Raw genomic sequence first — 12,066 nt, forward strand, 5'->3', positions numbered from 1 at the left:
TCCCCCCGGATCAAGCCCGGGATCGCAATGACGGGAGATGAAATGCGGCATTTCGCGGTGGTCGGTTCGGGGCCGGCGGGCTTCTACACTGCCGAGGCCCTAGAAAAGGCCTATGGCGGCGCTGATAGTGCTGGGGCACGTATCGACATCCTCGACCGCTATCCTGTCCCTTACGGCTTGATCCGCTTTGGCGTCGCTCCCGACCACCAGTCGCTGAAAGCCGTCAGCAAGCGCTACGACAAGGTCGCCGAGAACGCTGGCGTCGACTTCATCGGCAATGTGACCGTCGGCCGCGACGTCTCGGTCGCCGAGCTGCTCGAGCTTTACGATGCCGTGATCCTCGCCACCGGCGCACCGCACGACCGCAAGCTCGGCATCCGCGGCGAGGATCTGCCCGGCGTCATCGGCTCGGCCGAGTTCGTCGGGTGGTACAATGGCCATCCCGAGTTCGCCGACCTCGACCCGCCGCTTGCCGGCAGCCATGCGGCTGTCGTCGGCGCGGGCAATGTCGCGCTCGATTGCGCGCGCATCCTGTCGAAGACGCGCCATGAGTTCGAAGGGTCGGACATCGTCGGTCACGCCTTGGATGCGCTGGACAGGTCCGCGATCCGTACGGTCACGATCCTCGGTCGCCGCGGTCCGCATCAGGTCGCCATGACTCCCAAGGAACTTGGCGAGCTCGGCCACCTCGAGGCGGCGGTGCCGGAAGTCGAACCCGCGGATTTCCCGCCGGTCGAGGCCGACGAAGCGCTCGACCCGGGCTTGCGCAAATCGGTGACCTTGCTGCGCGGCTTCGCCGATCTCGAGCGGAACAAACCCAAGCGGATTGTCTTCGATTTCTTCGCCAAGCCAGTGGCGATCGAAGGCGACGGCCGGGCAGAGCGGATTATCGTCGAGCGTACACTGCTGGACGACAGCGGGGCCGCGCGCGGCACCGGCGAGACCTATGCGGTGCCGGCACCGCTGATCATCACCGCGATCGGATATTCCACGTCGCCGATCGCGGACGTCCCGTTCGAAGGCGGCAAGTTCGTCAACCAAAACGGCCGCATCGGCGATCGGCTGTTCGCGGTCGGGTGGGCGCGGCGGGGACCGACCGGGACCATCGGCACCAACCGCCCCGACGGCTATGAAGTCGCCGACCAGGTGGCTGCCGCCCTGCCGCCCGGAAGCTCGGATAACCGGCCAGGTGCGGAAGGTCTCAAGCCGCTACTCGAGCAGCGTGGCGTGATGCCGACCGACTATGACGACTGGCGCAAGATCGAGGAGACCGAGACTGGCCGCGCCCGTCCCGGCTCCCCGCGCGAGAAGTTCGTCCGGCACCAAGACTGGCTGCAGGCGATCGGCCGCTAATTGCGGTTGCGCTAATCCACACCCCCTTCTATCTAGCCGCGGCCTTGGCTCCCGCCGCGACCCCAACGTCGCATGGAAAGCGGGTTCCGGTCGGGGAGTAGCTCAGCCTGGTAGAGCACTGTCTTCGGGAGGCAGGGGCCGGAGGTTCGAATCCTCTCTCCCCGACCATCGCGCGCTCGGCACAATCCCGCGGATTGTGCCAGGCACGCGGTCAAGACCCTCACGATTATCTTAACCTTAATCCGTTAATCCTAGCCGCATGGGCTGTGTCGCTCGACGCCTGCGTAACAGGGGCGCGATCCCGCTGGGCTGCGCGCTTGCCGCGCTATGGGCAGCCCCTGCCAATGCTGAAACCGGCACTCATCTGTTCAGCGCGGATGCGTTTGAGCTGAGCGCCGACCTGCGCCTGGTCGCGGTCGACGGAGAAAAGAGCTGGGTCGACGGCGGGTTCGGCAAGCTGCGCTCGGGCAGCGACGGGGACCTTCGCGTCCGGCCGCAGCTCGGCAACGCGAGCATCGTGTGGAAGCCGCAATTCACCTGGTCGCTGGGCGCGATCGTGGTCGGCTCCCTCCAGGGCGGCGAACGCACCGAGGCGGGGCTGAGCCAGGCCTATCTGACATTCCGCCCGATGCGGTCGAGCAGCGTCGCGGTCTCGGCGCGCGCCGGCCTGATGTGGCCGCCGGTCAGCCTCGAGCACGACGGCGCCGACTGGCATGTGAAGGATTCGATCACGCCGTCGGCCATCAACAGCTGGATCGGCGAGGAAGTCCGCCCGCTCGCCGCCGAAGCGACCGTCTCGGCCAGTCTCGGGCAGCACAAACTGCGCGCAACCGTCGCGCTGATGGCCGCGAACGATACCTCGGGCACGTTGCTGACCTTTCGCGGCTGGGCGCTTCATGACCGGACGACGCTCGCATTCAACCGCCAGCCGCTGCCGCCCCTCGATGCCGAGATTGCCGAGTACCAAGCTCCGTTTACGCATCCGTTGCTCGATGTCGGCCCCGGTTTCGCGCATCGGCCCGGCTATTATGCGAGGCTCAGCTGGCAGCCGCCGATCCCGGTTCGCATCGAGCTGTTTCGCTACGACAATCGGGCGAATCCGGAAGATGTCGACGCGAACCTCGAATGGGGCTGGCATACCCGGTTCAATCACGTTGGCATGGTCGCCGACCTTGGCTCCGGTGCCGAGCTCAAAGCGCAGGCGATCGAGGGCCGCACCGAGATGGGTTATCCCGATGGACCGAGGCGCTGGGTCGACAACCGTTTCCGTTCTGCATTCGTGCTGCTGACACGGCCGTTTGGAAGCATCGGCATGACCGCGCGGCTCGATGCGTTCGATACGCGCAACCGCGGCAGCGACGTCGGCGACGAATACAACGACACCGGCTGGGCGGCGATGCTCGCGGCGAAGCGCGACTGGGCCCATTTCACCGGCCTCATCGAGCTCCTCCATGTGTCGAGCAGAAGGGCCAATCGCTCCGATGTTGGTCTCGCTCCGCGTCAGGGCCAGAACCAGCTTCAGGCCGACGTGCGAATGCATTGGTAACCATCCCGCTAGGGGCGCCGTTTACTGTTGAGGGCTTAATCCTGCCCGATGGTGCGTAATATCCTGTGTGCGCTGGCGCTCGCCGGCGCAGTGTCGCCGCTTGTCGCGGCCCCGTTGAATGTGCGCGTTGTCGATGCCTCCGGACGCCCGGTCCGCGACGCGGTGGTCACGCTCTATCCTGCAGGTGCCGCGGCCCGTGCGCCGCGCGCCGCAGGCCGGTTCGTCGTCGCCCAGCAGAACCTCCAGTTCCGGCCGTTCCTGACGGTCGTACCGGTGGGCGCGGACGTGTCCTTCCCCAACCTCGATCCGACCAAGCACCACGTCTATTCATTCTCGGCGGCGAAACGGTTCGAGCTCAAGCTGTTCGCCAAGGACCAGTCGCGCACGGTGCACTTCGACAAGCCTGGAGTGGTCGCTCTGGGATGCAACATCCATGACCAGATGAGCGCCTTCATCTTCGTCACTGATACCGCCTGGACGGCGCGCACCAACGCGCAGGGCATGGCGTCGTTCGGCGACGCGCCCAATGCGGCAGCCCGGATCGCGGTGTGGCACCCTTATTTGCGCGCGCCCGGTGGGCAGCTCCAGCAGGCGATTGCCGCGACTCAGCGCAACCTCAGCTTCCAGGTCCGTCTGCGGCCGCCGCCCGCGATGGCGATGACGGACTATTAGCGGCATGCGCCCCTTCCGCTCCTTGAGCGCGCGGCTGACGGTGCAATTCGCGCTGCTGTTCGCGGCGGCGATGCTGGCCGTGTCGGCGGCGCTGTCCAGCTTCATCGCCGGCTCCGCATCGCGCGAGGTCGAAAGTCAGCTGCAATCGAGCGGTGCCGTGTACGACCGTTTGTGGCAGCAGCGCGCGCATGAGCTGCAAAACGCCGCGCAACTTCTCGCACGGGATTTCGGCTTCCGCGCCGCGGTTGCGAGCGGCGACCAGGCGACGATCCAATCGGCGCTCGGTAATGCCGCGTCGCGGCTCCGGGTACGGACCGCATTCATCGTCTCCGCCGACGGGAAAGTGTCGGGCATCGACCCATCGGTGAGCAAGTCCGAAGCCGCCGCACTGTGGGTGCCGCTGGACGACGGGCGGCTATCCGGTGTGTCCGTGCTCGCCGGCCGGCCGCGCCAGCTGGTCGCCGCGCCAATCATGGCGCCGGTGCTGATCGGTTGGGTGGTGTTCGCAGCGGATCTCGACCCGCGCGAAATGCGCGGGCTCGAACGTCTCTCTGCCATCCCGCTGCATGCCGCCGTGCTCGCCTCGAAAAAGGGACGCTGGACCGAGGCGTCGGGCAGCATGTCCAACCTCGATCCTAGCGCGGCCGCGCTTGCTCAGGCGCATCTCGGGCAGCCTGCCGCGTTTGAGATGACGGTCGGCGGCGCAAGGTCGATCACGCTGGCCAAGCCGCTTCCCGGTTTTTCGGACGGCGAACGGGCTATCCTGCTGCTCGCTTATCCCAAGGCCGAAGCCATGGCCGACGCGCGCAAGCTGCAGCTGGCGCTCGGCGCCATGACTTTGCTCGGGCTGCTGCTGGTCGCCTTCGCCACATGGAAAGCGGCGGCGCGGATTACCCAGCCGCTCGCCCGGCTCGACGAAGCCGCGGGGCGGCTGGCCTCGGGCGAGCACGTCCAGGTCAGGGTACGCGGCGACGATGAGCTGGCGCGGCTCGCCAACAGCTTTAACGAGATGGCCGCCAAGATCGCGGAGCGCGAGCAGCGCATCACCCAGCTCGCGTTCAACGACGTGCTCACCGGCCTGCCCAACCGCACGATGTTCCAGCAGCAGCTCGAGCATCACTTCCGCGCCGCGGCCGGCGGCGGATCGCTATTCGCGCTGCATTGCCTAGACCTCGACCAGTTCAAGGTGATCAACGACACGCTCGGCCATCCCGCGGGCGACGCATTGCTGGTCGAGGCCGGCCGCCGTGTGCAACAGGCGGCGCGCGGCCATTTCGTCGCTCGGCTCGGCGGCGATGAGTTCATCGTGCTCCAGACCGTGGGTGAGGATCGCGACGCAATCGACCGGCTCGCGCGTGAGATCCTCGAGACCATCACCCAGCCGATCAGCATCGAGGGCAACGAGTTCGCGCCATCGACCAGCATCGGCATCGCGATCGCTCCCGAGGACGGCGAGGATGGCGAAACATTGCTGCGCAGCGCCGATCTCGCCCTGTACCGCGCCAAGGAGGCGGGCCGCGGCACCTATGCCTTCTTTGAACGGAGCCTCAACGAGCGCGCCCAGCAGCGGCGCCAGCTGGAGACGGATCTGCGCCTGGCGCTGGAGCGAAGCGAGTTCGAGCTCCTCTACCAGCCTCTGTTCGACCTCGAGCAAAACCGCATCTGCTCGTTCGAGGCGCTGCTGCGCTGGCACCATCCCAAGCTCGGCCTTATTTCGCCGGCCGACTTCGTCCCCGTCGCCGAGGACACCGGCCTGATCGTCCCGATCGGCGCCTGGGTCCTCCGCGAAGCCTGCGCGCGCGCGGCCAGCTGGCCGCAGCATGTCCGTGTCGCCGTCAACGTGTCGGCGGTCCAGTTCCACCGCGGCACGCTCAACGAGAATATCCTGCGCGCGCTGGCCGACAGCGGGCTCGCGCCCAATCGGCTCGAGGTCGAGATCACCGAATCGATCTTCCTCGACGGCGGCGATGCGACGCTTCGCTTGCTCCACGCGCTTCGCGCGCTCGGCGTGCGCATTGCGCTCGACGATTTCGGCACGGGCTATTCCTCGCTCAGCTATTTGCAGAGCTTCCCGTTCGACAAATTGAAGATCGACCGCAGCTTCATCCAGAACCTGCTGACGCGCGACGGCGCGATCGCGATCGTCCACGCGATCACCGAGCTCGCTAATGCGCTCGGAATCGAGACGACCGCAGAGGGCGTGGAAGAAACCGCCCAGCTGATGGAGCTTCGCGCCCACGGATGCTCGTCGGTCCAGGGCTTCCTGTTCGCCGAGCCGATGTCTTCAGGCGACGTCGAGCTGCTATTCAGCGAAGGCAGCGACGCGCTTCAGAACGTCGCCTGATTGCCGCCTCGCTCGAGAATCTTCTCGTCGATCTCGCCGATCGAAGTGCAGGCGGTCAGCGCCATTGCCACCCGCATTTCCGCAGCGATCAGCTTGAGCACATGGGCGACTCCGGCTTCGCCCCGCGCAGCCAGCGCATAGGCCCAGCCGCGCCCCATCAGAACGAAATCGGCGCCGAGCGCGAGCATCCGCACCACGTCGAGCCCCGAGCGCACGCCGCCGTCGGCCAGCACGGCGATCCGCCCCGCGACCGCATCGGCAATCGCCGGTAAAGCGCGCGCGCTCGACAACGCACCATCGAGCTGGCGCCCGCCGTGGTTGGAGACGACAATGCCGTCGGCGCCGCTGGCGACCGCCGATCGGGCGTCATCGGGGTCGAGGATGCCCTTGATCACCAACGGCCCGTCCCATCGCGACCGCACCCATTCGACGTCCTTCCAGGTGATGCTGGCGTCGAAGTTCCGGGCGACCCAGCCCATGAGGTCGCTCAGCGCCGCGTTCGAACCGACGACCGGCTCGAGATTGCCCATCGTCAGCGGGCGGCCGCGGAGCGCGACGTCCCACGCCCATTCCGGGCGGCGTAGGACCTGGGCCAGCCGGTGCGTCCCGCCGAGCGAGCCCGACAGCCCGGCCCGATAATCGCGGTAGCGTGTCCCTGGCGCGGCAAGGTCGACGGTCAGCAGCAGCGCGCCGCACTCCGCGTCCTTTGCCCGCGCGATCATGTCGGCAACGAAGCCGCGGTCCTTGACGATGTAGAGCTGGAACCAGAAGCCCGGCTCGGCGGCGGCCACTTCGCCGATCGAACAGGCGCTCAGAGTAGACAGCGCGAAGGGGACTCCGGCAGCCGCCGCTGCGCGCGCCGCCTGCACCTCTCCGCGTCGCGAATAGAGGCCGGACAGCCCAACCGGGCCGAGGCCGACCGGCAATGCCCAGCGCTTCCCGAACAGCTCGGCCGACGTGTCGAGCGACGACACGTCGCGCAGCACGCGCTGCTTGAGGGCGATCGACTGAAGGTCCGCAACATTCCGCCGGAGCGTCACCTCGTCGTAGGAACCGCCGTCGAGATATTCGAACAGGAAGTGCGGCAGCCGCGCCTTGGCGAGCGCGCGATAATCGCCGATCGATGCCGCCTTGCCCGCCAATGCTTAGGTCGCGAAGCTCGGGTCCAGGCGATAGGCCTTGCGCTTCAACGCCGGCCAAGCGAGCAAATTGGCGGCGAGCGGCAGCCCGATCGCACCCTGCTCGGCAGTGACGTCCGGAGAGCCTTGCGGCGGCTGGCTGATATTCTCGCCCGCCGAGAGCGCCATGATCTGCGCTTGGCACGCGCGCTCCAGATAATAGAGCCGGATGAAGCACTCGCCGACATTCTTGCCGACGGCGAGCGTGCCGTGGTTGCGAAGGATCATCGCATTCTTGGTCCCGAGGTCCGCGACGAGCCGCTCGCGCTCGCTAAGGTCGACCGCGACGCCCTCATAATCATGAAAAGCAACGTCGTTGCGGATCAGCATCGCCGTCTGGGTCAGCGGAAGCAGCCCCTCGCTGTGCGCCGCGACGGCCTGGCCGGCAGGCGTATGCAAATGCATCACCGCATGCGCGTCGTCGCGCGCCATGTGGATCGCCGAATGGATGGTGAAGCCAGCCGGGTTGGTGATGAACGGCGTCGGGTCGACGGGATTGCCGTTGACGTCGACCTTGACCAGCGACGAGGCGGTCACTTCCTCGAACATCAAATTATACGGGTTGAGCAGGAAGTGATGGTCGGGCCCCGGAATTCGCGCCGACAAATGGGTGAAGATGAGGTCGTCCCAGCCGTAATGCGCGACCATCCGATAGGCCGCGGCGAGCTCGACCCGGATCTCCCACTCCTCCGGGCTGACCTTGCCCTGGAGCGACGGGATTTCGATGCTATCCAGCGGCTTCATGTCGTTCATGCCGCGGTTGATGCTGGCGACTCTGTTCATGCGGGCACCTCTTGCCTGTCGGGGTGGGCGGCTGCGAACGCGTCGAGCTTGTTGGCATTCTCTTCGGCGCGCAGCAACGTCGGATAATCGTCCAGCCGCACATCGAAGCGCCGTGCATTGTACAGCTGCGGCACGAGGCAGATATCGGCCACGGTCGGGCCGTCGCCGAACATGAAAGCGCCAGACAGCGCTCTCGCCTGGACCTCGACCGCCGGCAGGCCTTCGCTGATCCAGTGCCGGTACCAGCTGTCGACCTCTTCCTGCGAGTGGCCGAGCTCGTTCTTGAGATACTTGAGCACCCGCATATTGTTGAGCGGATGGATGTCGCAGGCGATCGACAGCGACATGCTGACGACGTGCGCGCGCTCCGCGGCGACCGCCGGGATCAGCGGCCGGCTGGGGTAGCGCAGGTCGAGGTAGTTGATGATCGCCAGGCTTTGCGTCAGCCGATGCCCGTCGATCTCGAGCATCGGCACCAGGCCGAAGGGGTTGATGGCGCGATAGCCGGCGCTGTTCTGCGCCCCTTCGCGGAGGTCGATCTGCCGGCTTTCATAATCGACACCCTTCAGATGGAGGGCAATGCGGACGCGGAAAGCGGCGGACGAGCGCCAATATTCATAGAGGATCGGGCGAGACATGTCGGGCCGCTTACACTTGCGACAGGAACGGCGCTATCACTTCCGGGGGAACGCGGATCGGCCGTCCCAACGCCTTGTCGATAATCGCCCATTGCGTCTTCGCACGAACGCAGATTTTCCCTTCCGGCCCGGCGAATTCCATAAGGCGGTCGAACCGCGCGCCTTGTGGAGCGTCGCCCACCCAGGTTCGGGCGGTGATCTGGTCGCCCTCGACTGCCGCGCGCAGATAATCGATTTCGTGCCGCACCACGACCCAGTAATAAGCATGCTTGTGCGCCGCATCGGCGACCGAATCCCAATGCGCGACCGCGACCTGCTGGATCCACTGCACCCACACCGCATTGTTGACGTGCCCCAGCTCGTCGATGTGCTCGGGCGCCGCCGTCACCGCCATCTCGAAGATCGGCCGGTTCACCGAACCTGCGTCACGATGAACCCGTAGGTTTCCGCCACCTCGTGCAATTTGTCCCACCGGCCCGACTTGCCGCCATGCCCGGCGCCCATGTTGATCTTGAGGAACAGCGGATTGTTGTCGTTCTTGGTCGCGCGTAGCTTCGCCGCCCATTTGGCCGGCTCCCAATAGGTCACCCGCGGGTCGGTGAGGCCTCCGGTGATCAGCAGCGGCGGGTAGGCCTGCGCCTTGACGTTATCGTAGGGCGAGTAGCTGCGGATGAGTTCGAACGCGGCCTTGTCGGTGATCGGATTGCCCCACTCGGGCCATTCGCCGGGCGTCAGCGGCAGCGTATCGTCGAGCATGGTGTTGAGCACGTCCACGAACGGCACGTCGGCCACCACCGCGCCCCACAGCTCGGGGTTGGAATTGACCACCGCGCCCATCAGCTCGCCGCCAGCCGAGCCGCCGTTGATCGCGATCCGTCCGGCGCGCGTGAACTTCGCCGCGATCAGGCCCTTCGCCACATCGACGAAGTCGTGGAACGTATTGGTCCGCTTGGTCAACTTGCCGTCGAGGAACCATTTGTAGCCGAGGTCGTCACCGCCGCGGATATGCGCGATCGCGCACGCCCACCCGCGGTCGAGCAGGCTGATCCGGTTGGTGTTGAAGGTCGGCGGGATCGCCATACCGTAGGCGCCATAGGCGTAGAGGAACAATTTGCCCTCGCCGTTCTTCTCGAAGCCCTTCCGGTACACGACCGAGACCGGCACTTTGGCCCCGTCGCGTGCTTCGAGGGTCAGGCGCTCGGTCGCATATTGCGACCCGTCATAGCCGGACGGGATTTCCTGCACCTTCAGGACCTCGAGGGCGCCGCTGTCGGGGTGATAATCATAGACCGTCGTCGGCGTGACCATCGACGAATAGCCGACGCGATAGGCGTCGGGCGCGAACTCGGGATTGCCGATGAAGAAGGCGCTATAGCTCGCTTCGGCGAACGGGATGCGCGTCTCCTTGCCCTCGTAAGTGCGTAAGGTCAGCTGGTCGAGACCCTCGACGCGGCTGCTGATCGCCAGGTGATCGCGATAGGCGGTCATCCCGGTCAAATAGACGCTGTCCGAGCCGGCAATCACGGTTTCCCAGGCTTCTGGGTTCGCCGGGTCAGCGACCGCCAGCCGGAAGTTCACATGATCGTCGTTGGTGTGGATCCACAATTTCCCGTGCGCCGCATCGACCTGATATTCGCGGTTCGGCTTCCGCCGCGAAATCAGCGTCAGCGGCGCGGACGGATCGCCGGCCGGCACGAAGCGTACCTCGGTCGTCGCATTGTCGCCGGTCGAGACGAAGATGGTGGTGCGGTCGTGCGACCTGCCGATGCCAACCGAAAAGCCGAGTTCCTCGGTCTCCTCATACAGCGTGATATGCTCGTCGACCGGGCGGCCGAGCCGGTGAAAGCGGGCGCGGTAGCTGCGCCAATTGTCATTGACCTCGGTGAAGACGATCCCGCCGCTGTCGCTGGCCCAAACCGGCTGGCCGATGCCGACCTTGGTCACGGTCTCGACATCCTTGCCCGTCGCAAGGTCGCGGATGCGCAACTCGAAACGCTCCGATCCGTCATAATCGGCCAGGGTGGCGAGAAGCTTCCCGTCGGGGCTGACCTCGAGCGCTCCGAGCCGGAAATATTCGCGGCCTTCCGCCTCGACCGGTTCGTCGAGCAGCACCTGATCATCGCCGCCGCGCACGGGCTTGCGGTACCACGTGCGATACTGCGCGCCGGGCTTGAACGCCCACCAGTAGAGCCAGTCGCCGTCGCGGATCGGGACCGAGCTCTCGTCCTCCTTGATCCGCCCCTTCATCTCTTCGAACAGCTGGTCGATCAGGCCTTGGTGCTGCGCCTTCCAGCCGTCGAAGAACGCGTTCTCGGCCTTGAGGTAGGCGAGCACGCCGGGATCATCGACCTGCGGGTATTTCGGATCGCGCAGCCAGTGCCACGGGTCCTCGATGGTCACCCCGTGCCGCTCATAAGTGTAGGGGCGCTGTTCGGCTTTCGGCGGGGAAGAGAGATCGGGGGGCTTGTCCATCCCGTGGCTCTTAGCGCCATGACGCGCGAGCGGGACATGAAAAAACGGGCGCCACGCGGCGCCCGCCTTGTGCTTCAATTGACGGAAGAACTCACTTCATCGTCATGGTCTGCCAGTTGCCGGTATCGATGAACGTCCGATACTTCTCATAACCGCGCACGGCGGCGTCGCCCTTTTCCTTGCTGAAGGCCGTGTATATTTCCTTCTGGACCGCCTGGTCGCGCGCCTGATCGGGATCGTCGAGCGCGGTGCTCGGGGTGTGAGTCATAATGAGGACGTTGGGCGAACCCTTCACATATCCGGTCCGCACCATGAACCGGTAATCGTCGATCAGGCCGCGGCGTTTCAACACTTCGAACGCTGTTACCTGGGAGCTACGCAAGCCGGTCAGGTAATCGTCGACGTGGTTGGGATCGACCTCGACCGCGTTGATTGACCAATAGCCTTTCTGCGGTGTGTAATCGACATATTGTTCGGCCGCGCACGGAACAGACGCCCACGCGACAGCGAAGGCGCCAACGGCGCCCAACAGCATGGTCTTCATAAATACCCCCGAAAGATGGCCGGTCATTCGGCCGCGCGCACAACAGCACGGCTGTTCGAGTCCCTCCTAATGAAAATCAACCGTCATCCCGCGGCACCAGGGGATGAGTTACGGTGGAATCATTCAAGGTTGGACGGCCGCTTCAGCCTAAAGCACGTCGTCGTTGGCGGACGGCCAGCCCTCGAACAGCGCGCCGCGGCTGTCGATCTTGACGAAACGCTTCATTTCTCTCGCGCAGGCGTCGAGATCATCCTTGAGCATCTGGATATGGGTCTCGATTTGCGCATCTGACGTGCAGGCGGCGGTGAGCTGATGAGTGCGCGCCATCACCCTTGCGCCGTCGATGCTATGTTCAACATGAAACTTGTCGAGAATGCCGGTCATCGCCGCCCTCCAGTATTTACGCGCCGTATAACACGATTAACAGCTCTCGGAATGTCCGCAATGTATCGAAAGCGGACAGCCGGGGTTTCGCTGACCGTTGTCCTCCGGGTCTTTAAGAATCCCGCCCCTTGCACTAGCTCAGGCGCAAGGGA

Annotated in this window: 11 protein-coding genes and 1 tRNA gene; 5 read left to right on the forward strand and 7 right to left on the reverse strand. The window is 65.4% G+C overall.

What is annotated here, in order from left to right; all coding sequences use genetic code 11:
- Positions 1-42 precede the first annotated feature (42 nt).
- The 5 genes from ACJ8FR_RS08860 (at position 43) to ACJ8FR_RS08880 (ending at position 5,915) form a co-directional block, all read left to right on the forward strand.
- Complete coding sequence (locus tag ACJ8FR_RS08860) at positions 43-1,353, forward strand: FAD-dependent oxidoreductase (RefSeq protein ID WP_407828302.1); 1,311 nt, start codon at positions 43-45, stop codon at positions 1,351-1,353.
- A gap of 91 nt (positions 1,354-1,444) precedes the next feature.
- Positions 1,445-1,521 (forward strand) — tRNA-Pro (locus ACJ8FR_RS08865).
- Positions 1,522-1,612: 91 nt separating this feature from the next.
- On the forward strand, positions 1,613-2,899 hold the full coding sequence (locus ACJ8FR_RS08870; protein ID WP_407828265.1) for a hypothetical protein: 1,287 nt from the start codon (positions 1,613-1,615) through the stop codon (positions 2,897-2,899).
- A gap of 51 nt (positions 2,900-2,950) precedes the next feature.
- Positions 2,951-3,571 (forward strand): methylamine utilization protein, encoded by a 621-nt coding sequence (locus ACJ8FR_RS08875; protein WP_407828266.1) that lies wholly within the window; start codon positions 2,951-2,953, stop codon positions 3,569-3,571.
- A 4-nt stretch (positions 3,572-3,575) separates the two neighbouring features.
- A complete protein-coding gene (locus ACJ8FR_RS08880; RefSeq protein ID WP_407828267.1) occupies positions 3,576-5,915 on the forward strand; it encodes a putative bifunctional diguanylate cyclase/phosphodiesterase in 2,340 nt (779 codons plus the stop codon).
- Here ACJ8FR_RS08880 and ACJ8FR_RS08885 read toward each other — a convergent pair.
- From ACJ8FR_RS08885 to ACJ8FR_RS08915, 7 genes are all read right to left on the reverse strand, one after another.
- The gene (locus ACJ8FR_RS08885) at positions 5,900-7,057 is read right to left on the reverse strand and encodes an L-lactate dehydrogenase (protein ID WP_407828268.1); all 1,158 of its coding nucleotides are present in this window, start codon (positions 7,055-7,057) and stop codon (positions 5,900-5,902) included. The two genes, ACJ8FR_RS08880 and ACJ8FR_RS08885, sit on opposite strands and share 16 nt — an antisense overlap.
- A gap of 3 nt (positions 7,058-7,060) precedes the next feature.
- On the reverse strand, positions 7,061-7,837 hold the full coding sequence (locus ACJ8FR_RS08890; protein ID WP_407828303.1) for a class II aldolase/adducin family protein: 777 nt from the start codon (positions 7,835-7,837) through the stop codon (positions 7,061-7,063).
- Between the two features lie 35 nt (positions 7,838-7,872).
- On the reverse strand, positions 7,873-8,514 hold the full coding sequence (gene maiA, locus ACJ8FR_RS08895) for a maleylacetoacetate isomerase (protein WP_407828269.1): 642 nt from the start codon (positions 8,512-8,514) through the stop codon (positions 7,873-7,875).
- 10 nt (positions 8,515-8,524) lie between these two features.
- Complete coding sequence (locus ACJ8FR_RS08900; RefSeq protein ID WP_407828304.1) at positions 8,525-8,908, reverse strand: acyl-CoA thioesterase; 384 nt, start codon at positions 8,906-8,908, stop codon at positions 8,525-8,527.
- A gap of 17 nt (positions 8,909-8,925) precedes the next feature.
- Positions 8,926-10,986 (reverse strand): S9 family peptidase, encoded by a 2,061-nt coding sequence (locus tag ACJ8FR_RS08905; RefSeq protein WP_407828270.1) that lies wholly within the window; start codon positions 10,984-10,986, stop codon positions 8,926-8,928.
- A gap of 91 nt (positions 10,987-11,077) precedes the next feature.
- The gene (locus ACJ8FR_RS08910) at positions 11,078-11,557 is read right to left on the reverse strand and encodes a hypothetical protein (protein WP_407828271.1); all 480 of its coding nucleotides are present in this window, start codon (positions 11,555-11,557) and stop codon (positions 11,078-11,080) included.
- A 120-nt stretch (positions 11,558-11,677) separates the two neighbouring features.
- The gene (locus ACJ8FR_RS08915) at positions 11,678-11,914 is read right to left on the reverse strand and encodes a hypothetical protein (RefSeq protein ID WP_407828272.1); all 237 of its coding nucleotides are present in this window, start codon (positions 11,912-11,914) and stop codon (positions 11,678-11,680) included.
- Between the last annotated feature and the right edge of the window lie 152 nt (positions 11,915-12,066).

Source organism: Sphingomonas sp. (assembly GCF_045810705.1).
Lineage (GTDB): Bacteria > Pseudomonadota > Alphaproteobacteria > Sphingomonadales > Sphingomonadaceae > Sphingomicrobium.

What these genes read in the sequence shown, in the direction of transcription:
- ACJ8FR_RS08860 (WP_407828302.1), top strand. Translation starts at nt 43, where the DNA reads ATGCGGCATTTCGCGGTGGTCGGTTCGGGGCCGGCGGGCTTCTACACT.
- ACJ8FR_RS08870 (WP_407828265.1), top strand. Translation starts at nt 1,613, where the DNA reads ATGGGCTGTGTCGCTCGACGCCTGCGTAACAGGGGCGCGATCCCGCTG.
- ACJ8FR_RS08880 (WP_407828267.1), top strand. Translation starts at nt 3,576, where the DNA reads ATGCGCCCCTTCCGCTCCTTGAGCGCGCGGCTGACGGTGCAATTCGCG.
- ACJ8FR_RS08890 (WP_407828303.1), bottom strand. Translation starts at nt 7,837, where the DNA reads ATGAAGCCGCTGGATAGCATCGAAATCCCGTCGCTCCAGGGCAAGGTC.
- maiA (WP_407828269.1), bottom strand. Translation starts at nt 8,514, where the DNA reads ATGTCTCGCCCGATCCTCTATGAATATTGGCGCTCGTCCGCCGCTTTC.
- ACJ8FR_RS08900 (WP_407828304.1), bottom strand. Translation starts at nt 8,908, where the DNA reads ATGGCGGTGACGGCGGCGCCCGAGCACATCGACGAGCTGGGGCACGTC.
- ACJ8FR_RS08905 (WP_407828270.1), bottom strand. Translation starts at nt 10,986, where the DNA reads ATGGACAAGCCCCCCGATCTCTCTTCCCCGCCGAAAGCCGAACAGCGC.
- ACJ8FR_RS08910 (WP_407828271.1), bottom strand. Translation starts at nt 11,557, where the DNA reads ATGACCGGCCATCTTTCGGGGGTATTTATGAAGACCATGCTGTTGGGC.
- ACJ8FR_RS08915 (WP_407828272.1), bottom strand. Translation starts at nt 11,914, where the DNA reads ATGACCGGCATTCTCGACAAGTTTCATGTTGAACATAGCATCGACGGC.